At 27.5% G+C, this 18,068-nt stretch carries 23 protein-coding genes, 1 tRNA gene and 1 rRNA gene; 12 read left to right on the forward strand and 13 right to left on the reverse strand.

The window, feature by feature from the left end; all coding sequences use genetic code 11:
• Window positions 1–4: 4 nt before the first annotated feature.
• The 4 genes from ACTTBN_RS04280 to ACTTBN_RS04295 are packed head-to-tail and all read right to left on the reverse strand — an operon-like array spanning window position 5 to window position 2,112.
• Window positions 5–808, reverse strand: a complete 804-nt coding sequence (locus ACTTBN_RS04280; protein WP_440681165.1) for a TIGR00282 family metallophosphoesterase — start codon at window positions 806–808, stop codon at window positions 5–7.
• Window positions 805–1,350, reverse strand: a complete 546-nt coding sequence (locus ACTTBN_RS04285) for a 5-formyltetrahydrofolate cyclo-ligase (protein ID WP_440681166.1) — start codon at window positions 1,348–1,350, stop codon at window positions 805–807. Before ACTTBN_RS04285 ends, ACTTBN_RS04280 begins: the two co-directional genes overlap by 4 nt.
• A gap of 4 nt (window positions 1,351–1,354) precedes the next feature.
• A complete protein-coding gene (locus ACTTBN_RS04290) occupies window positions 1,355–1,801 on the reverse strand; it encodes a cell division protein ZapA (RefSeq protein ID WP_440681167.1) in 447 nt (148 codons plus the stop codon).
• Window positions 1,789–2,112, reverse strand: a complete 324-nt coding sequence (locus tag ACTTBN_RS04295) for a 5-formyltetrahydrofolate cyclo-ligase (protein ID WP_440681168.1) — start codon at window positions 2,110–2,112, stop codon at window positions 1,789–1,791. The genes ACTTBN_RS04290 and ACTTBN_RS04295 overlap by 13 nt, the downstream gene beginning before the upstream one ends.
• A gap of 53 nt (window positions 2,113–2,165) precedes the next feature.
• Here ACTTBN_RS04295 and tkt point away from each other — a divergent pair, with 53 nt between their 5' ends.
• The 12 genes from tkt (at window position 2,166) to ACTTBN_RS04355 (ending at window position 11,927) form a co-directional block, all read left to right on the forward strand.
• Window positions 2,166–4,118, forward strand: a complete 1,953-nt coding sequence (gene tkt / locus ACTTBN_RS04300; protein ID WP_440681169.1) for a transketolase — start codon at window positions 2,166–2,168, stop codon at window positions 4,116–4,118.
• Window positions 4,119–4,128: 10 nt separating this feature from the next.
• Window positions 4,129–5,136 carry a type I glyceraldehyde-3-phosphate dehydrogenase gene (gap, locus tag ACTTBN_RS04305; protein WP_440681170.1) on the forward strand — a complete coding sequence of 336 codons (1,008 nt, stop codon included), beginning with the start codon at window positions 4,129–4,131 and terminating at the stop codon, window positions 5,134–5,136.
• Window positions 5,136–6,311: a phosphoglycerate kinase gene (locus ACTTBN_RS04310; protein ID WP_440681171.1), complete on the forward strand. Its 1,176-nt coding sequence runs from the start codon at window positions 5,136–5,138 to the stop codon at window positions 6,309–6,311. The genes gap and ACTTBN_RS04310 overlap by 1 nt, the downstream gene beginning before the upstream one ends.
• A gap of 1 nt (window position 6,312) precedes the next feature.
• On the forward strand, window positions 6,313–7,323 hold the full coding sequence (locus tag ACTTBN_RS04315; RefSeq protein WP_440681172.1) for a class I fructose-bisphosphate aldolase: 1,011 nt from the start codon (window positions 6,313–6,315) through the stop codon (window positions 7,321–7,323).
• A complete protein-coding gene (locus ACTTBN_RS04320) occupies window positions 7,310–7,924 on the forward strand; it encodes a thiamine phosphate synthase (RefSeq protein WP_440681173.1) in 615 nt (204 codons plus the stop codon). The genes ACTTBN_RS04315 and ACTTBN_RS04320 overlap by 14 nt, the downstream gene beginning before the upstream one ends.
• Window positions 7,921–8,481, forward strand: a complete 561-nt coding sequence (gene efp, locus ACTTBN_RS04325; protein ID WP_440681174.1) for an elongation factor P — start codon at window positions 7,921–7,923, stop codon at window positions 8,479–8,481. Before ACTTBN_RS04320 ends, efp begins: the two co-directional genes overlap by 4 nt.
• A 4-nt stretch (window positions 8,482–8,485) precedes the next feature.
• On the forward strand, window positions 8,486–9,226 hold the full coding sequence (locus ACTTBN_RS04330; protein WP_440681175.1) for an inositol monophosphatase family protein: 741 nt from the start codon (window positions 8,486–8,488) through the stop codon (window positions 9,224–9,226).
• Window positions 9,227–9,325: 99 nt separating this feature from the next.
• Window positions 9,326–10,687: a hypothetical protein gene (locus tag ACTTBN_RS04335; protein ID WP_440681176.1), complete on the forward strand. Its 1,362-nt coding sequence runs from the start codon at window positions 9,326–9,328 to the stop codon at window positions 10,685–10,687.
• 87 nt (window positions 10,688–10,774) lie between these two features.
• Entirely contained in the window at window positions 10,775–11,005 is a 231-nt protein-coding gene (rpmE, locus tag ACTTBN_RS04340) for a 50S ribosomal protein L31 (protein ID WP_440681177.1), read from the forward strand.
• A complete protein-coding gene (locus ACTTBN_RS04345) occupies window positions 11,005–11,586 on the forward strand; it encodes a cell cycle transcriptional regulator TrcR (protein ID WP_440681178.1) in 582 nt (193 codons plus the stop codon). The genes rpmE and ACTTBN_RS04345 overlap by 1 nt, the downstream gene beginning before the upstream one ends.
• 63 nt (window positions 11,587–11,649) lie before the next feature.
• The gene (gene rpsU, locus ACTTBN_RS04350) at window positions 11,650–11,844 is read left to right on the forward strand and encodes a 30S ribosomal protein S21 (protein WP_075521090.1); all 195 of its coding nucleotides are present in this window, start codon (window positions 11,650–11,652) and stop codon (window positions 11,842–11,844) included.
• Between the two features lie 6 nt (window positions 11,845–11,850).
• Window positions 11,851–11,927: transfer RNA gene (locus tag ACTTBN_RS04355), tRNA-Met, on the forward strand.
• A 6-nt stretch (window positions 11,928–11,933) separates the two neighbouring features.
• On the opposite strand, the gene ACTTBN_RS04360 is transcribed toward ACTTBN_RS04355, so the two are convergent.
• The 9 genes from ACTTBN_RS04360 to ACTTBN_RS04400 all read right to left on the reverse strand — a co-directional run bounded on the left by ACTTBN_RS04360 (window position 11,934) and on the right by ACTTBN_RS04400 (window position 18,065).
• Window positions 11,934–12,632: a transaldolase family protein gene (locus ACTTBN_RS04360; protein WP_440681179.1), complete on the reverse strand. Its 699-nt coding sequence runs from the start codon at window positions 12,630–12,632 to the stop codon at window positions 11,934–11,936.
• A gap of 5 nt (window positions 12,633–12,637) precedes the next feature.
• On the reverse strand, window positions 12,638–14,032 hold the full coding sequence (locus ACTTBN_RS04365) for an NAD(P)(+) transhydrogenase (Re/Si-specific) subunit beta (protein WP_440681180.1): 1,395 nt from the start codon (window positions 14,030–14,032) through the stop codon (window positions 12,638–12,640).
• Between the two features lie 3 nt (window positions 14,033–14,035).
• Window positions 14,036–14,344: a proton-translocating transhydrogenase family protein gene (locus ACTTBN_RS04370; RefSeq protein ID WP_262590263.1), complete on the reverse strand. Its 309-nt coding sequence runs from the start codon at window positions 14,342–14,344 to the stop codon at window positions 14,036–14,038.
• A gap of 4 nt (window positions 14,345–14,348) precedes the next feature.
• On the reverse strand, window positions 14,349–15,437 hold the full coding sequence (locus ACTTBN_RS04375; protein WP_440681181.1) for an NAD(P) transhydrogenase subunit alpha: 1,089 nt from the start codon (window positions 15,435–15,437) through the stop codon (window positions 14,349–14,351).
• Window positions 15,438–15,456: 19 nt separating this feature from the next.
• Window positions 15,457–15,567, reverse strand: a complete 111-nt coding sequence (locus ACTTBN_RS04380) for an aa3-type cytochrome c oxidase subunit IV (protein ID WP_075506037.1) — start codon at window positions 15,565–15,567, stop codon at window positions 15,457–15,459.
• A 4-nt stretch (window positions 15,568–15,571) separates the two neighbouring features.
• Window positions 15,572–15,697, reverse strand: coding sequence for a type B 50S ribosomal protein L36 (ykgO, locus tag ACTTBN_RS04385; RefSeq protein ID WP_008545413.1), 126 nt, complete (start codon window positions 15,695–15,697; stop codon window positions 15,572–15,574).
• Entirely contained in the window at window positions 15,687–16,580 is an 894-nt protein-coding gene (locus ACTTBN_RS04390; protein ID WP_440681182.1) for an NAD-dependent epimerase/dehydratase family protein, read from the reverse strand. The genes ykgO and ACTTBN_RS04390 overlap by 11 nt, the downstream gene beginning before the upstream one ends.
• 9 nt (window positions 16,581–16,589) lie before the next feature.
• A 5S ribosomal RNA gene (gene rrf / locus ACTTBN_RS04395) occupies window positions 16,590–16,704 on the reverse strand.
• A 107-nt stretch (window positions 16,705–16,811) separates the two neighbouring features.
• Entirely contained in the window at window positions 16,812–18,065 is a 1,254-nt protein-coding gene (locus ACTTBN_RS04400; protein ID WP_440681183.1) for an O-antigen ligase family protein, read from the reverse strand.
• Between the last annotated feature and the right edge of the window lie 3 nt (window positions 18,066–18,068).

Raw genomic sequence — 18,068 nt, forward strand, 5'->3', positions numbered from 1 at the left:
TAAATTAAAAATTTTTTAATTGGTTTCCAAATATATAACTTTGTACATTATTTGCTAAACCAGTATTTATATCACAATCTACAATAACTCCAGATAAAGTAGCATCACCTGTTGCAGGAAAATGTTTTACTGAATTTTTTTTTAAAAATCTATTAAGTGAATTTTCTTTGTTCATTCCAATAACAGAGTCATAATCTCCACACATACCTGCATCAGTTTGATAGGCAGTACCACCTTTTAAAATTCTAGCATCATTTGTAGGTATATGTGTATGTGTACCTACCACTAAAGTTGCGTGACCATCAAAAAAGTGACCAATAGCATTCTTCTCACTTGTTATTTCTCCATGAAAATCAATTATCAATAAATCATAGTCATGTTTTAACTTATTTTTTTCTAAAAATTTTTGAGAAATTTCAAATACATCTTCACATTTTTTCATAAAAACGTTTCCCATTAAATTCAAAACTCCAACTTTTACGTTATCTTTTGAGTGATATACATGAAATCCTTTACCTGGTGCTGGCTCAAATAAATTTTTTGGTCTTAATAATCTCTCTTCAGTATCAATATATTTCATTATATCTTTTTGATCCCAAACATGGTTTCCCGTTGTAATAACATCTACTCCACATGCAAAAAAATCTTCACATATTTCTTTTGTTAAACCAACTCCCTGAGCAGCAGCATTTTCTCCATTGGCAATCACAAAATCTATTTCTTTTAATTTTTTTTCACTCATCAAATTACTAACAAGTTTTGAGCAACCTGATACTCCTACAACATCACCTAAAAATAATACTCTCATTCAAATATTTCTTTTTCTGTTATAATATAATCTAATTTCTTATCAAATTTAGATATGGGAATTTTTTTTACTCTTTGATGTGAAAAAGCCAAACCAATATTCACTGTTTTTTTAATCTTTGTAATTTTTTCTAAATAACGGTCATAAAATCCTCCACCATAACCCAATCTATTAAGATTTCTGTCAAATGCTACTAAAGGAATAAATATTATATCTGGATAAACTTTTTTTGAAGATGAAGGTTCAGATATTCCATATTTATTTATACTAAAAGGATCACTCATTGAATGCTCAAAAAAATTCATTTGATTATTTTTTTTTATTACAGGTAATGAAATTCTAATGTTTTTTTTTTCAAAGAAACTCAAAATGTCAGAATCATCAATTTCAAAATTACAAGGATAATAACCACCTATACTGTTAAATTTAAAACCTTTATTTTTAAAAAATAAATTAATTATCGAAGGAATAATTTTTAAATTTTCATTATAATTCTTTTTTCTAATTTTTAAAATTTTTCTTCTTAACTTTGATTTTGTCACTAAATTATTGAGAAATATTTTCTAATTTTGCTTTTTTTACAAAATTTGAAATTTCATCAGCAGCTTCATCAATCAACTGCTCATATTTTTTTTGATTTTCTTCAATTTCGCTTTTGAAATTTTTATGATTTAAATTTAATTCTTTAATCTCTGAATCTTTCTGATCTTTATATTCATAAATTAATGATTTCAGCTCCTTAAATTTATTAGTCAAATCGTAAAGTTCCTTCTTTTTTTGATCTACTTTTTTTTTTGTTTCGTAATATTCATCCATAATTTTAACTGCGGTAATTAAAAGAAGCTTATTTTCCCCTAGATTTCCAAGATCATCTTTAAGCTGGTTAAATTTTTGATTAATATGAAATAATAATTCTTCTAAATGCTCTTCCTGTCCATCATCACAGGATAATAAAAACTCTTTGTTGTTAAATTTAACTTTTACATTTGCCATTTATCAATTTCCTCTAATAAAGTATCTGTTTCTTGATTTAATTCATCTATTTTTTCAGAAAATTCTATTTGCTTTCTTTGCTCTAGTTTCTCTTTATCTTTTATTTCTTTAAGTTTTTTTGACAAATTTTCATGTTCCTCTAATAAATTTTTGTATTTATTTTCAAGTTCATTTTTTTCAATTTCTAATTGATTTTTTTGCAAATTTAAATTCTCAATATTTTTTTGTAAATCAGGATTGCTAAGATCCAAATTTTTTAATTCCTCCAAAGCTATATTTAATTTTTTTTCTTTTTCGTTTATAGAATTCATATATATATGTTTATATTATAAAATAGATTCTTCTTAGTCTAGTCAGGATAATTTTGAGTAAACTACACAATCAATTAGCTAATTGCATTAGATTTTTATCAATCGATGCTATTCAAAAAGCAAATTCTGGACATCCGGGGATGCCAATGGGTATGGCTGATGTTGCAACAGTATTGTTTAAAGATTATTTAAAATTTAATCCAAAAAATCCAGATTGGTTAAATAGAGATAGATTTGTTCTTTCAGCTGGGCATGGTTCGATGTTGTTATATTCTCTACTGCATCTAACAGGATATAAAAGCGTTTCAATTAATAGCATAAAAAAGTTTAGACAACTTAATTCTGTTTGTGCGGGTCACCCAGAATATCATCCAAAAACTGGCATTGAAACTACCACGGGCCCTCTTGGACAAGGAATAGCTAATGCTGTTGGTTTTGCAATCGCTGAAGAAATTTTAAAAAAAAAATTAGGGGAAAACTTAATTAATCATAAAACTTATGTTTTAGCTGGTGATGGTTGTTTGATGGAAGGAATTAGTCATGAGGCAATGAGTTTGGCTGGTCATTTAAAACTTAAAAATTTAGTAATGCTATTTGATAATAATAAAATTTCAATTGATGGTCCAACTAGTCTTGCGGTATCAGATAATTTTAAAAAAAGATTTGAAAGCTATGGTTGGGATTATATTTTAATAGATGGTCATAATGAAAAACAAATCAATAGAGCTTTAAAAAAAGTTCAAAATGCAAAAAGACCAACTGTTATTTCTTGCAAAACAAAAATAGGATATGGTTCGCCAAATAAATCTGGTAAATCATCTTCACATGGCAGTCCGTTAGGACTAGAGGAAATTAAGCTAGTCAGAAAAGTTTTAAATTGGAATTATAAACCTTTTGAAATTCCAAATAAATTATTGAAAGAATGGAGAAAAATTGGAGACAAAGGTCAATTTATTGAGAAAAAGTGGAATATATTATTTAAAAAAAATAAAAAAAAATTTAACCAAGTTGCAAAAAATAACTTTAAAAACATTCTTGATGCAGAAAAGAAAAATGCTTTAAAAGAACTTAAGAGCTTGGCAACAAGGAAATCCTCTGAACTAACTTTAAATGCATTAACTAATAAAAATAATTGTCTTATTGGAGGATCTGCAGATTTAGCTGGATCTAATAATACTAAAACAAAAAAACATAAGATTATTGAACCAGGAAAATTTGATGGAAATTACATACACTATGGTGTTAGAGAACACGCAATGAGTGGGATAATGAATGGAATTGCACTACATAGTAATTTTATTCCTTACGGTGGAACTTTTTTAATATTTTCTGATTATTGCAAACCTTCAATTAGATTGTCAGCTTTAATGCAGCAAAGGGTAATTTACGTTATGACCCATGACTCCATTGGTCTTGGAGAAGATGGTCCAACACATCAACCAATAGAACAATTATCAGGCTTACGATCAATACCAAATTTGAATGTTTTTAGACCAGCTGACAGAGTTGAAACAATTGAATGCTGGGAACATGCCTTAAAAAGCTCAAAAACTCCAAGTATTTTATCTTTAACCAGACAAAATTTAAATCCAATTAGAAAAAAATATTCACCAAAAAATAAATGTTCACTTGGAGCTTATGAAATTCTTAGAACTAATAAAAAAATTAAATTAACTATTTTTGCTAGTGGCTCAGAAGTTAATCTTGCAATCGAAACAAGTCATAAATTAGCCAAAGAAAAAATCTATAGTAAAGTTGTATCAGTGCCATGTATGGAACTTTTTGATCAACAATCAAATTCTTATAAAAAGAAAATTGTAAATGAGACAAAATATAAAATATCAATAGAAGCTGGTTCGAGTGATTGTTGGAAGAAATACATTGGCGAAAGTGGAAAAATTTTTGGAATTAACGAATTTGGTAAAAGTGCACCTTACAAAGTAATTTATAATTACTTTGGACTAACAAAAGAAAATATAACAAAAGAAACAAAAAAATTAATATAGAAATAATTCTGTGACTATAAAAATTGGAATAAATGGAATGGGTAGAATTGGTCGAATGGTAGTTAGATCAATAATTGAAAGTCAAAACAAAAATTTACAAATTAAACATATCAATAACAGATCAAATTCAGAGACTACATGTACACTAATTAAATACGACTCTATTCACGGAAAATTTAATGCAGATGTAGGATTTGATGAAAATCACTTAATTATAAACAAAGATAAAATTTCATTTTCTCAAGAATCTAATATTGAAAACATTAATTGGAAAAAATTTGATGTTGATTATGTTTTTGAATGCACAGGAAAATTTAATTCTAAAGAAAAACTTATAGCTCACATAAATAATGGAGCTAAGAAAGTGATTGTATCAGCTCCATGTAAAAATGCAGACAAAACAATTGTCTTTGGAGTAAATGAAAAAAATATGTCTAAAGATGATCTCATAATTTCAGCAGCTTCATGTACTACAAATTGTTTAGCACCAGTAGTTCATGTATTAAATGAAAACTTTGAGATAGAAAAAGGTTTTATGACTACAATTCATGCTTTTACCAGTGACCAAAGAATTTTAGATAATTCTCATAAAGATCCTCGAAGAGCAAGAGCAGCTAGCCAATCTATTGTGCCAACATCAACTGGGGCATCCAAAGCAATTGGTGAGATAATCCCAAGTTTAAAAGGGAAATTAGAGGGTGTAGCTATGAGAGTTCCAACACCAAATGTTTCTCTTGTAGAATTAGTTTTTTGTACCAAAAAAAATATTGATATTAAAAAAATAAATAATTCATTTGAATTAGCTTCAAAAAATAAACTCAAAAATATATTAGAAATTACTCGAGAAAAATTAGTGTCTATTGATTTTAATCATCATTCTGCCTCAGCAATTGTTGATAGTTCATTAACAAATGTTGTGGGAAATAATATGGGAAAAATTTCTGCTTGGTATGACAACGAATGGGGTTTTTCTAATCGTATGTGTGATATCGCTGAATATATTGATCAAAACTCTTAATGAGAAGTATTTTAGGGCAGCACAATCTTGAAAATAAAAAAATAATTTTAAGATTGGACTTAAACGTTCCGTTAATTGATGGAATAATTACAGATACTACAAGAATAGATAAAATCGTTCAGACTATTAAATTTTTATTAGAACAAAATTCTAAAATAATTATTTTATCACATGTAGGAAGACCTAAAGGCAAAATTGTAGAGGAGCTTTCATTAAAGCCAATTGGAGAAGAATTAGAAAAAAAATTAAATGAAAAAGTAAAATTAATAAAAGATAATATTTATAAAATTGATAAAAATTTTATTGAAGGTTTTAATGAAAAAATTCTACTTCTAGAAAATATAAGATATTATCCAGAAGAAGAAAATAATGATGAAAAATTTGCAGAACATTTAGCAAGTCTAGGTGATATTTATGTTAATGATGCTTTCTCATGCTCTCATAGGGCTCATGCTTCAGTTTGTGAAATTTCAAAATTTTTACCTTCATTTTCAGGTTTACAATTAGATTTAGAAATTGAGGCTTTAAAAAAAATTACTTCTAATATTACAAAACCTGTTACATGCATTATTGGAGGATCTAAGATTTCAACAAAAATTAATGTTATTAAAAATTTAATATCAAAGTTTGATAATATTATAATTGTTGGAGGTATGGCTAATAACATTATTGAGTATCAGGGAAATAATATTGGAAAATCGATTAAAGAAGAAAATGTGAATTCAATTGTAAATGAAATAATTTCGCTTTCAAAAAAAGAAAATTGTAAAATTATTTACCCTGAAGATGTTGTTGTTTCCAATAATTTAAATGGCCTACCTAAAATAAAAGAATTAAGTGAAATTAATTCAGATGAAATGATTTTAGACATGGGACCAAAAACAATTAAAAAAATTTCTGAAATTATAGATATTACTAAAACAATATTGTGGAATGGGCCCGCTGGATATTTTGAAAATCCTGATTTTGCAAATGGCAGTATTGAAATTGCAAAAAAAATAATTGAAAATAATAAAGAAAATAAAATTTATTCAGTTGCTGGTGGTGGTGATACTGTATCATTACTGAATAGTTTAAATGCTGTTGAAGATTTTAATTTTGTTTCAACTGCTGGTGGAGCTTTCTTAGAATATCTTGAAGGGAAAGAGCTTCCTGGTATAAAAGCTCTTAATTAATATGTCTGAACTTAACAAAATAGCCCTTAAAATACTCGCTAATGGTAAAGGAATACTTGCAGCTGATGAAAGTAATGGCACCATGACTAAAAGACTTGAAGCAGTTAATGTTCAGTCAACTCCAGAAAATAGACTAGCATTTAGAGAAACACTTTTAAGTTCTGAAAGCATGAATGATTGTATAGGTGGTGTGATTTTATTTGATGAAACTATTAATCAAATAACAAGTACAGGTAAATCTATACCAGATGTAATTTCAAGCACTGGTGCTGTTCCTGGAATTAAAGTGGATACAGGTGCAAAAAATTTAGCAAACTCACCTGAAGAAAAAATTACAGAAGGCCTCGATGGGCTAAGAGAAAGATTGAAAAAATATTATGAACTTGGTGCAAGATTTACAAAATGGAGAGGTGTTTATTCTATAAGCGAAAAATACCCAAGTAAACTTGCAATTCATTCTAACGCACATGCACTTGCAAGATATTCAGCCTTAGTTCAAGAATGTGAGATGGTTCCAATAGTTGAACCAGAAGTTTTAATGGATGGAGATCATTCTGCTGAAGACTGTCTAAATAAAACTTCTGAGGTTATCAAAAAGTGTTTTGAGGAATTAATCTTACATGAAATTGATTTATCAGGAATTATTTTAAAACCTAATATGATTTTAGCAGGTAATAATTCAAAAAATAAAATTTCAAATGAAGAAGTTGCAGAAAAAACACTTGAGTGTCTTAAAAATTCAGTGCCGTCTGAAGTTCCGGGTATTGCTTTTTTATCAGGGGGTCAGTCAGAAATAGAGGCAACTGAAAATTTAAATTTAATTAACAAAAAAAATTATACTAATTTTATCATGACCTATTCTTATGGAAGAGCCTTACAGCAAAGTGCACTTAAATTTTGGTCAACAGATACAAAAAATATTATTGGAACTCAAAATGTTTTCAACCACAGAGCTAGAATGTGCACATTAGCTGCACAAGGAAAATGGACAAGCGAACTTGAGAATAAATAAAAAAAAATTTATTTATCTCATCTCTCCAAATAAAATTTATTCAAATTTTTACCAGGATCTTAAACAAGTATTTAAAACAAATAAGATAAGTTTTTTTCAAATGAGATTGAAAAAATATTCTTACAAAAAAAAATTATTAATTGGAAAGAAAATTAAAAAAATATGTAAAATAAATAGTGTAAAATTTATTGTTAATGATGATCCTATCCTTGCAAAAAATTTAAATGCAGATGGATGTCATTTAGGTCAAAAAGATGTAAACATTAAAGAAGCAAGAAATATTATTGGTAATAAAATTATTGGAATAACTTGCCATAATTCAATAAAACTAGCAAAATCAGCAATTAAAAATAATGCTAGTTATATTGCATTTGGGGCATTTTTTGCCTCCAAAACAAAAAAACCACTTTTTAAATCAAATATAAAAACGTTAAACAAAGCAAAACAATTAACAAATATTCCAATAGTTGCCATCGGTGGAATAAATTCAAATAATTATAAAAAACTTTTATTGAATAACGCAGATTTTTTAGCTATCTCAGGCTACATTTGGAATAATAAAGAATACAAACCTATAAAAGCAATAGAAAGTTTAAAATGAAAATAAATGCGAGTGAAATAAGAGTTGGAATGCTTTTAGAATATAAAAATGATTTATGGCAAGTATTAAAAACCCAACACGTCAAACCTGGTAAAGGAGGTGCATTTGCACAAGTTGAAATGAAAAGTGTTGGTAAAAATACTAAACTCAATGAAAGATTTAGATCGAGTGAAACAGTGGAAAAAGCGTCATTAGAGGAAACAAAATTTAATTATTTATATGAAGATGAAAGTAATTATTTTTTTATGGAGCCAAAAACTTTTGAACAAATAGAAATTAAAAAAGAAATTGTAGGAGATCAGGGAAAATTGTTAACGGAAAATCTTGAAGTCTCTGTCAGTTTTTATAATGAAAATCCAATTTCAATAGAATTACCTAATCAAGTACAATGTAAAATAGAAACAACTGATGCTGCTCTTAAGGGTCAAACAGTATCTTCTTCTTATAAACCAGCAACACTTGATAATGGATTGAGCATTCAAGTACCTCCCTTCATTGAGGCTGGAGACGAAGTAATAGTAGATACAAGAAATTTAGAGTACGTTAAAAAAATCTAAATCAATGATCTCTATTTCATCAAATCTAAATATTATGATTAAAGCTGCTGAAAAAGCATCTAAATCTGTTATTCGTGATTTTGGGGAAGTTGAAAAATTACAAGTTTCTAAAAAAGGACCAAGAGATTTTGTAACAAAAACTGATAAACTAGTAGAAAAAATCTTAATAGAAGAACTAAGTAAAACTAAAAAAAATTATTCTTTTCTATCAGAAGAGGTCGGATCAATTAAAAATAAGGATCAAGAAAATATCTGGATCATAGATCCTATTGATGGAACCACAAATTTCCTACATGGCATCCCTCATTTTGCAATTTGTATAGCTTTACAATCAAAAAATGAAATTGTAAGTGGATTAATTTTTGATCCTATTAAAGACGAAATGTTTTTTGCAGAAAAAGATAAAGGTGCTTTTTTAAACAACCATAGATTAAGAGTTTCAAAAAAAAACTCTATTGAAGATTGCTTATTTTCAAGCAACCATGAGGGTGTAAAATTTAGCGACTTAAATATGCGGTATAGTGGATGTGCTGCTTTAGATTTGGCATATGTGGCATCAGGTAGATTAGATGGCTTTTTTCATAACAAAATTAATTTATGGGATGTCGCTGCAGGAAAATTGATAGTTGAAGAGGCAGGTGGAATTGTAAATAATATTCATGAATTTCCAACTAACAACATTGATATTAAAGCATCAAGTGCTTCCATAAACGATCAAATGCTAAAAACTTTGATTAATTTTTAAAATATTCCTAAATAAATTCAGAATTAATCTCAATTTTGGATAAAATATACTTTTTTTATAATGCTTGAATATCGTTTGTTTTCTATTATTTAAATACTTGTGAAAACAAATAAATCAAAGTTAAAAGAAGAAGAAATAGATATTTTAGAACTTTTAAAAAAATGGTGGAGTTCTAGAAGATTAGTTTTCTTTGGAACAATAATAATTGGCTTACTATCTTTATTTGGGACATTTCTAAATCAAAACTTTTTTCAAAATCAAAAACAACAATATGTCACCCTAATTCTAAGTGGCGAACTAGGAGAAAATAATTCACGAATTATCTCTGCTTTTAAATCTTATGAATATATTGAGGAAGCAATAATGCAAAGTTCACTTGATTTATCTGCAAGTGATTTTTCTAAAAACGTTAATATTATGTTTGCTAAAGATCCACTTTCAGAAAAGTTACAAGATATCATTGTCTCGCTGTCAGCAAAGGATGTTAAAAACTTAAATCTTTCAGAGGATAATTTAAAAGCATTAGTTGGTAATTTAAAAGACAGCAGTAAAGAATTAATTACAATAAAGCTTTATCATTTGCCTTTAAATCTATCTGCAAATCAAGCACAAAACTTTATTTTGAAACTAACAAATATTGTTAATAAAAATTTAATGCAAAAGTCCACTAATTTTGATTTTAAATTAAGAAATATTAATTTAGATTTAATAGAATCTTTAAGTGATACTGAGCTTTTAAACATTATCTCAAATACCGTTAGTTCAATCCAAAGTAATCTATCAGTGTTAAATAACAATTATTCAGAAATTTTAGTAAACTATGATCTAAACAGTATATCAAATAAAGCTGATTTTACTCAATTACTGGTAGTTAAATTATCTAATAAAATGGGAAATGATTTAGCAATTGAAAAGCTAGATATAGATATTAAAAGTAAAGAAAGACACATAAAAAGCTTAAAAGATAGTTTAGAATATTTAGATATAAATGATAAATTTAATATAAACTCAGATTCTAATCAACAAGATAACGATCGTTCAAGCACAACTCAATTAGATGGAGAAGTTTTTGATAAAATTTTGTCAATAGGAAGTGAGCTTGAACTAAATAGCTTCAAACTAGAAACGATTTCTAAAATTCAGGACATTGAGATGGATAAAAATAATTTAATTAGACAAAAAGAATTGCTTCTATTGCCCATTGCAGTTTCTGAAAAAGAATATTCAATTGAAAAAATATTTAATAGAATTCAGAGTTTATCAAAACTCATTAATGAATTGATTAATCAAGTTCGTAGTTTGACTGAGCCTAAAAATCCAGTGACAATTGTTAAAAACCCAGAATTAAGTATAGAAAATTCAGTGAGCTTAAATCAAATAGCTAAATTAGTTGGTATATTATCTTTATTAGCATTCTTTATTATTTCATTTATCTCCCTTTTACTTCCAGCTAAAAAGTAAATTAAATCACCATTTTTGAAGATAAATTAATTTAATTTAATTAAAGTTTTAATTGTTTTAGTAATTTCTTTTGCTATAAGTTTCGCCATGAAAAAAAATATACATCCAAACTACCACTCTATTAAAGTTGAAATGACAGATGGCACTCAGTTTGAAACTAGATCTACTTGGGGTAAAGAAGGAGAAATTTTAAAATTAGAAATTGATCCTAAATCTCATGCAGCCTGGACTGGTGGAAAACAAAAATTAATGGATAAAGGTAGAATTTCAAAATTTAATAAAAAATTCCAAAACTTTAAAACAAGTAGCAAAAATTAATGTCAAACGCACCTTTAATGCCTATGGCGACAGCTGTATGGCTAGTAGATAATACAACACTCAGTTTTAAACAAATTGCAGATTTTTGTAAGTTGCATGAAGTTGAGGTTCAAGGGATTGCTGATGGAGAAGTTGCAAAAGGAATAAAAGGATATAATCCAATTATTTCAGGTCAATTAACAAGAGAAGAAATTGAGTTATCATCGAAAGATAATGAAAGACCATTACAGATAAAAAGTACAGATGTTGAAGTTTCAGGAGAAGACAAAAAAATTAAAAAATATATTCCACTTTCAAAAAGACAAGATAAACCAGACTCAGCTTTATGGTTGATTAGACAACATTCAATTTTAAAAGATTCACAAATTGCAAAACTGGTTGGGGTAACTAAAAATTCTGTAACTTCAATAAGAAATAAAAGTTACTGGAATTATAATAGTTTAACTCCAAAAGATCCTGTTGCTTTAAATTTATTTTCTCAAAAAGATTTGCTTGATGCTATTGAAAAAGCAGAAAGAAGAATAGTAAGAGAGAAAAAGCAAAAAGAAAAAGCTAAACTTGCACAACAAGTAAGTAATTAATGAATAAAACTTATAGACATAAAAATATAAAAGTGTTATCTACTCACTTTTTTGGAGGTAGTTATTAAAATAGAAGTTAAAGATAACAATGTTGAACAAGCTCTTAGAGTTTTAAAAAGAAAACTTCAAAGAGATGGTTTTTTTAAAATCATAAAGTTGAAAAATACTTATGAAAAACCATCTGAAAAAAAGAAAAGAATTCTCCAAGAAAATATTAAAAGAGTTAAGAAGCTTAACAAGCTTAAAAACAGAATTTAATTATACCGCGGGGTGGAGCAGTCTGGTAGCTCGTCAGGCTCATAACCTGAAGGTCGGCGGTTCAAATCCGTCCCCCGCAACCAATTCTTTTAGATTTTAAAATTAGACTTTTTACTATCAACAAGAAATGCTTTAACAGTTTCTTGTGTTAATTGATCAAACGACTTTCCAAATTTTTGAATTTTTTCGATAATTGAAGGTGGGATTGTTATGATGTGGCAGCCCAATTGTTTTGCTTGTAAATAATTATATGGCTCTCTTACACTTGCCCATAAAATCTCAACATTTTTAAATTTTTTTGCCAACTTTATACTTTTTACAAACTCTGGAACTGGATCTTTTCCAGTATCTCCTGCTCTACCAGCAAAAATTGAGATAATTACTCTTGTTTTTTTATTTAAAACTTTTAAAATTTTTTCTGTTTGTTTAGCAGTATAAACAGCTGTTATATTTAATTTAATATTACTATTATTTAGCTCTTTTATTACATTACCTGTAAATTTATTTTTTGAGTTAACTACTGGAACTTTAACATATACATTTTTACCCCAACTATTAATTTTTTTTCCCTGTTCAATCATTGATTGTTCATTATCAGCAAATACTTCTAAAGAAATGGGTTTGTTTCCACAAATTTGAAGTATTTGTTTTGAGTATGATTTATAATCTTTAGCTCCAGCTTTTCTCATTAAGCTTGGATTTGTTGTGAAACCTTTTACAATTTTAAATTTATTAAATTTTTTTATCGAGGATAAATTCGCAATATCACAAAAAATTTTTGTATTCATTAAATCTACAGGTTTTTTGTAATATCTTCTGTCATTTTTTTAGCATCTGCAAATAACATTAAAGTATTTTCTTTATAAAATAAATCGTTATCAATTCCTGCATATCCTGGAGATAAACTTCTTTTAACAAACAATACTGACTTACATTTTTCAACATCTAAAACTGGCATTCCATAAATTGGACTTTGGGGATCTGTTTTTGCTACAGGGTTAGTAACGTCATTTGCACCAATTACAAACGCAACATCTGCATTAGCAAAATCATTATTAATTTCCTCTAATTCAAATACTTCATCGTATGGAACATTAGCTTCAGCTAATAAAACATTCATATGTCCTGGCATACGTCCTGCAACAGGATGAATAGCATATGATACCTTGATATCATTTTTCTTTAATGTATCAACCATTTCTCTTAACGCATGCTGTGCTTGTGCTACTGCCATTCCATAGCCAGGAACAATTATAACTGAAGATGCATTTTTCATTAAGAAAGCTGCATCATCTGCATTACCACTTTTAACTGGTTTTTGTTCTTTATTTTGACTTTGAGAAGTTTGGTCTGTTGCACCAAAACCTCCTAAAATAACATTAAAGAATGATCTATTCATTCCTTTACACATTATATATGAAAGTATTGCACCAGATGATCCAACCAGTGCACCTGTAATAATTAAAGCTGTATTTTCTAAAGTAAATCCAATTCCAGCAGCAGCCCAACCTGAATAAGAATTCAACATTGAAATTACAACTGGCATATCTGCACCACCAATTGGAATAATAATTAAAAATCCAATTAAAAAAGATACTGCTATTAATATCCAAAATAAATTAGCAGATTGTGATGAACAAAGATAAATTGTTAAAATAACAATTAATACTAATAATAATGCATTTAATAAGTGTTGACCTTTAAAGGTTATAGGCGCACCTGACATTATTCCTTGTAATTTTAAAAAAGCTATTACAGATCCAGAAAAAGTGATTGCACCAACAGCTGCTCCAATTGCCATTTCTATTAAACTTGCAAGCTTAATATTTCCCGGTGTCCCTAAATTAAATGCAGCTGGATTAATAAAGGCTGAGATTGCAACAAATACTGCAGCTAAACCAACTAGACTATGAAATCCAGCAACTAATTCTGGCATTGCTGTCATTGGAATACGATATGCAATAAATGCCCCAATACTTCCACCGATAGCTAAAAATATTAAAACATAAATAAATCCAGAACTAAAATTTCCAACTGAAAGAAATGTTACAGTCACAGCTATCACCATTCCAATAATTCCAAATAAATTTCCTTGTCTTGAAGTTTCAGGAGAGGACAAGCCCCTTAAAGCTAAAATAAATAATACTCCAGATACCAAATACAAAATTGCAGATAAATTTGCAGACATGAATTATTTATCCTTTTTCTTTTTTTTATACATAGCAAGCATTCTTTGGGTAACTAAAAAACCTCCAAATATATTAACGGCTGCTAAAATAATCGCTAAAAATCCATAAATACTAGATGAAGAAAACACTACTCCATCACTCCCCGATAATGCTGCAATAATTGCACCAACAATAATTACTGAAGAGATTGCATTAGTTACTGACATCAATGGTGTATGTAACGAGGGCGTTACACTCCACACCACATAATATCCAACAAAAATTGACAATATAAATATACTTAATCTGAATATAAAAGGATCTATTTCCATAATACTATTTAATAAGTGTTTTCTCTATTATTTCATCTTCTAAATTAATATTTAGTTTCTTATTTTCTTTATCATATAAATTAGAGATAAAATTAAATACATTTTTAGCATACAAATTAGAAGCTGATACAGGTAATTTATTTAAAATATTTGCCTCCCCTAAAATTTTAACACCATCTTTTTCAACAATTTTGTCAACTTCAGTAAAAGTGGTGTTTCCTCCTTGAACGGCTGCTAAATCATAAATAACTGAACCTGGTTGTAAGTTTTTAAACATATCTTCTTTAATAATTTTTGGAGCTTCTCTTCCTGGAATTAAAGCAGTACAAATTATTATATCAATTTTTTTTAATGTCTCAGTTAATAATTCCTCTTGTTTCTTTTTAAATTCATCTGAAGCTTCTTTTGCATAACCACCTTCTGTTTCTAAATTCTCAGATCCTTCAACGGTTAAAAATTTACCACCCAAACTTTCAACTTGTTCTTTTGATGCCATTCTGACATCAGTTGCAAATACAACAGCCCCCATTCTTTTCGCAGTTGCAATTGCTTGTAATCCAGCAACCCCTGCTCCAACCACTAATACTTTTGCTGCAGGAATGGTTCCTGCTGCTGTCATCATCATCGGAATTGCTTTTTCATAAACTTGGAAAGCCTCCACAACAGCTTTATAACCAGCAAGGTTAGCTTGTGATGATAAAATATCCATAGATTGAGCTCTTGTTATTCTTGGTAGCAACTCTAATGAAAAACAATTTATTTTTTTAGATTTTAAATTCTCTAATTTTTCTTTATTTAAAAAAGCATTCAATGAACCGATCAAAGTTTGATTTTCTTTAAATAATAATAACTTTTCTTCATCAGGTAATCCTAATTGAATAACAATTTCGGAATTTTTTATTATTTCATCTTCATTATCTAAAAAATTAACTCCTAAATTTTTATAGTCTTCATCACTAAAACCTAAGTGGGTTCCATAATTATTTGGTAAAGTTAAATTAAATCCTAAACTAATATATTTTTTCGCAATTTCAGGAGTTATAGCTATTCTCTTCTCAATATTATGGTTTTCTGAAATTGAGGCTAAATTCATAAAAATTTAAATTAAGATATTATAAAAGAAATATTGCCATTAAAACTAAAACTGTAATTACAGCAACTGTTCCCCATAAAACAAACTTAGTAAAATTATTCCAAGTATTTTTATGGTTTTCATTATCCATAAAACTATTTCTGTCTTGCTTTAAATTTTGGGTTCGTTTTGTTAATGACGTAAACTCTTCCTCTTCTTCTAACCAACTTAGAGTTTAAGTCTCTTTTTTTAATAGATTTTAATGAGCTTTTAATTTTCATAATTGTGGCTCTTAATAAAGGAACTTACATAATCTTTCAATTGTAATTTTCCATATTTTTGAATTATTTTGTTATTACTTGATATTTTAGTCAAAGCAGATGCATATCTTTCACCTAATCTTGGTTTTAAGAACCTAATTTTGCTTTGAAACATTTTTGCAACTTCTAGTATTGAATATGAGTTTTTATTACTAATACTATAATATTTACACTTATCTGCTTTAAAAGCTTCATAACAAATTTGAACAGTGTCATTTATATGAGTAAATCGTCTTGACTGTGTACCAGGTTTAACAACAGTTAACGATTTTTTTTGTTGATATTGATTTTCAAATATACCAATTACTGTTGCCATGTCTCCGACTTTAATTTGTCTTGGACCGTATACATTATAAAAAAAAATAACTTCAAATTTAAAGTTAAACCATCTTTTTAAATTTTCCAATAATTCTAAATTTTTAGATTTTGTAAAAGCATAAGGAGAAAGATTTTTATCATCACCTTTGCTTCCTAAACTTGCAGAAGTTGCTGAATAAATTAATTTTATATTATTATCTAAGCAAAACTTAAAAACTGCTTTTGAGCCAATTGAATTTGATCGATAGCATTCATCAAATTTTTTAAAACTTTGAAAAATTCTCGCAAATTCTCCAAAATGAAAAATAGAATTTGTTTTTTTTTTATATTTATTTAATATTTTATCAATATTAGAAGTGTCGCCTTTTAGGTAATTAACTCTTTTATGATTGATATGATTTTTTTTTGATCCTGAAGAATAATTGTCTAAACTAATAATTTTATAATTGGTTTTCTTAAGTAATAATTCGATTAGATTTGATCCAACAAATCCTGCACCACCAGTAACAATTATGAGATTTTTCATTTTAGATATGCCTGGCAATGTCCTACTCTTCCATGTCTTAAGACAAAGTACCATTGGCGCTGAAAGGCTTGACTTCCGAGTTCGGAATGGGATCGGGTATTACACTTTCGCAATAATCACCAGGCAAGTTTAAATACTAAAAAAACATTAACATGTAAAGATTAATCTATTTATCTTTCCTCAAAAAAAACTCAATTTTTAAACAATAAAATCATCTCAACATAAGTTTGTTTATTTTATAGCTTTTTTAGAATAAATAGATTGAAGATAAAAACCTATGGGTAAACTATAAACAACCATCAACCAATTATTAAAAAAATTACCATTAGGTGTTAAAGGCCATACAGTTATTAAAATTCCAGCTAACAAACAAACTTGGTAATCTGATAAAGGCCTTTTTTGTCTAAAAATTATTGATTTAAATTGTCTTAAAGATGTATAAATCACATAACTTAAAGCACTAAACAAAAATAAAAATCCTATTATTCCAGTTTCTGCCAATAATTGAATATAAAAATTATGAGGATGAGTGCTACAAGGATTAATACCAAATCTATATTTTGGATCTTTACATAATAATCTAAACATTTTAGGACCGTGTCCATAAATTGGCTGATCTTTAAAAATATTAAAACTGGTCCGAATTAAACTGTCATGATGAGGTGTAAAAATAAAAGTTTTTTGATTTTTTTTAAATATTTGCATATGTGAGATTGGGTCGTCAATAAAACGATGCTGTAATTTTTCATTAGTTGAAATCAAAATACTTAAAAAAACTATTATAAAGAAAGCTAAAATTATCTTTAATTTAACAAAACGATTAATCAATATAAATATAAATAACAATGAAATAACGTGAAAAAATAAAGCGGTTCTTTCACCTGACATTAAAATTAAAACAGATGCAAGTATAAACAATAAAGACACAAAATAAATTTCAAACAATCTTTTTTTTTTTATTAAGAATAACGCAAACAATAATGGATAGAGCCTTGAAACATAAGAGCCCATTATTAACTCATCTCCAAAAAAAGATGAGATCCTATAATTTTCCCAATGAGTAATTCCTAAAATATTTTTTCCTGTAAAATATTGAATGTAGCCATCAATTACTAATGCTGAAAAACATAAAACTAATGAGTAGTAAAAGAAAGTTAAAATACTTTTATCTTTGTCAATTAAATACCAAATAAAACAACTAAACACTCCTATTCTAAAATAAAATAATGAGCTTTCAAAACTAAGCTTTATGTCTTCAGCTACAAATATACTTAGTAAAATACAATAAATACAAAAAATAAAAAAAATTATTAATGGTTTGTTATTAAAGAAATAAAATTCTTTATTTTTAAATACATAAAATAAAAAAAATAGTGCTGAAATACTTACAATTAAATCTGGAAAAAAAGGTCCCCATATTAAAAAAGGGATGATAGAAACTATTATTAAATTAATTAAGACTGAATTTAAATATTTAAGATTCATTAA

The organism is Candidatus Pelagibacter sp. HIMB1623 (assembly GCF_052047695.1).
In the GTDB taxonomy this organism is placed as follows: domain Bacteria; phylum Pseudomonadota; class Alphaproteobacteria; order Pelagibacterales; family Pelagibacteraceae; genus Pelagibacter.

What these genes read in the sequence shown, in the direction of transcription:
- ACTTBN_RS04345 (WP_440681178.1), top strand. Translation starts at nt 11,005, where the DNA reads ATGTCAAACGCACCTTTAATGCCTATGGCGACAGCTGTATGGCTAGTA.
- ACTTBN_RS04280 (WP_440681165.1), bottom strand. Translation starts at nt 808, where the DNA reads ATGAGAGTATTATTTTTAGGTGATGTTGTAGGAGTATCAGGTTGCTCA.
- ACTTBN_RS04400 (WP_440681183.1), bottom strand. Translation starts at nt 18,065, where the DNA reads ATGAATCTTAAATATTTAAATTCAGTCTTAATTAATTTAATAATAGTT.
- ACTTBN_RS04370 (WP_262590263.1), bottom strand. Translation starts at nt 14,344, where the DNA reads ATGGAAATAGATCCTTTTATATTCAGATTAAGTATATTTATATTGTCA.
- ACTTBN_RS04365 (WP_440681180.1), bottom strand. Translation starts at nt 14,032, where the DNA reads ATGTCTGCAAATTTATCTGCAATTTTGTATTTGGTATCTGGAGTATTA.
- ykgO (WP_008545413.1), bottom strand. Translation starts at nt 15,697, where the DNA reads ATGAAAATTAAAAGCTCATTAAAATCTATTAAAAAAAGAGACTTAAAC.
- rpmE (WP_440681177.1), top strand. Translation starts at nt 10,775, where the DNA reads ATGAAAAAAAATATACATCCAAACTACCACTCTATTAAAGTTGAAATG.
- ACTTBN_RS04315 (WP_440681172.1), top strand. Translation starts at nt 6,313, where the DNA reads ATGTCTGAACTTAACAAAATAGCCCTTAAAATACTCGCTAATGGTAAA.
- ACTTBN_RS04360 (WP_440681179.1), bottom strand. Translation starts at nt 12,632, where the DNA reads ATGAATACAAAAATTTTTTGTGATATTGCGAATTTATCCTCGATAAAA.
- ACTTBN_RS04295 (WP_440681168.1), bottom strand. Translation starts at nt 2,112, where the DNA reads ATGAATTCTATAAACGAAAAAGAAAAAAAATTAAATATAGCTTTGGAG.
- ACTTBN_RS04290 (WP_440681167.1), bottom strand. Translation starts at nt 1,801, where the DNA reads ATGGCAAATGTAAAAGTTAAATTTAACAACAAAGAGTTTTTATTATCC.
- ACTTBN_RS04330 (WP_440681175.1), top strand. Translation starts at nt 8,486, where the DNA reads ATGATCTCTATTTCATCAAATCTAAATATTATGATTAAAGCTGCTGAA.
- ACTTBN_RS04390 (WP_440681182.1), bottom strand. Translation starts at nt 16,580, where the DNA reads ATGAAAAATCTCATAATTGTTACTGGTGGTGCAGGATTTGTTGGATCA.
- ACTTBN_RS04310 (WP_440681171.1), top strand. Translation starts at nt 5,136, where the DNA reads ATGAGAAGTATTTTAGGGCAGCACAATCTTGAAAATAAAAAAATAATT.
- efp (WP_440681174.1), top strand. Translation starts at nt 7,921, where the DNA reads ATGAAAATAAATGCGAGTGAAATAAGAGTTGGAATGCTTTTAGAATAT.
- ACTTBN_RS04375 (WP_440681181.1), bottom strand. Translation starts at nt 15,437, where the DNA reads ATGAATTTAGCCTCAATTTCAGAAAACCATAATATTGAGAAGAGAATA.
- ACTTBN_RS04380 (WP_075506037.1), bottom strand. Translation starts at nt 15,567, where the DNA reads ATGGATAATGAAAACCATAAAAATACTTGGAATAATTTTACTAAGTTT.